The sequence below is a fragment of the Endozoicomonas arenosclerae genome (genome assembly GCF_001562015.1).
Classification (GTDB): Bacteria; Pseudomonadota; Gammaproteobacteria; order Pseudomonadales; family Endozoicomonadaceae; genus Endozoicomonas_A; species Endozoicomonas_A arenosclerae.
Genome location: NZ_LASA01000311.1, coordinates 1 through 607 on the forward strand (window position 1 = coordinate 1; position 607 = coordinate 607).

Sequence of the window (607 nt, forward strand, 5' to 3'; positions counted from 1 at the left end):
CTTCGAAAGCCACCGGATCAAGTAAACAAAAGACTCTACGGAACGTATATTTAGATGGTATGCCAGCGGGTAGCTCCAGGAAAGTTCTGAACCAGTCCTCCTTGCAGTGGCCAAAATCCTCCATGTCTTGCCACTCGTCCGCTCCACATATGACTGCGCATACAGCAATGATAAGTATATCGAGCAGGTTGTGATCACACATGCCGGGGCAGCGAGGATCAGGAACTTTGGCTAAAAAATCAGCTAGGGAAGGTGTGAACAAGTTCCTTGTGAGCTAATCTACCATCAGCTCATATTTGGAGTTCACCATGAAGAATCAGCTCACGTTTGCCGACTGCGAGTTCACCCAAAAAAAGCGACAGACTCGTAAAGAGAAGTTCTTACTCAGAATGGAGAAGCTGATTCCCTGGTCTCGATTAGAAGCCGTCATTGAGCCTTTTTATCCAAAGCCAGGTAATGGAAGACGCCCTTACCCGCTAGCAACCATGTTGCGTATTCACTGCTTACAACACTGGTACAGCCTGAGTGACCCAGCAATGGAAGATGCACTTTATGAGATAGCCTCAATGCGATTATTTGCAGGCTTATCTTTGGAGAACCCCATTCC

General features: G+C 47.1%; 2 protein-coding genes. One reads left to right on the forward strand and one right to left on the reverse strand.

What is annotated here, in order from left to right:
- Nucleotides 1–262: ISAs1 family transposase (locus WG89_RS28965; RefSeq protein ID WP_153301912.1), on the reverse strand; the 262-nt coding region annotated here is incomplete at its 3' end.
- 46 nt (nucleotides 263–308) lie between these two features.
- On the opposite strand from WG89_RS28965, the gene WG89_RS28970 reads away from it, so the two are divergent.
- Nucleotides 309–607: transposase (locus tag WG89_RS28970; RefSeq protein WP_172806967.1), on the forward strand; the 299-nt coding region annotated here is incomplete at its 3' end.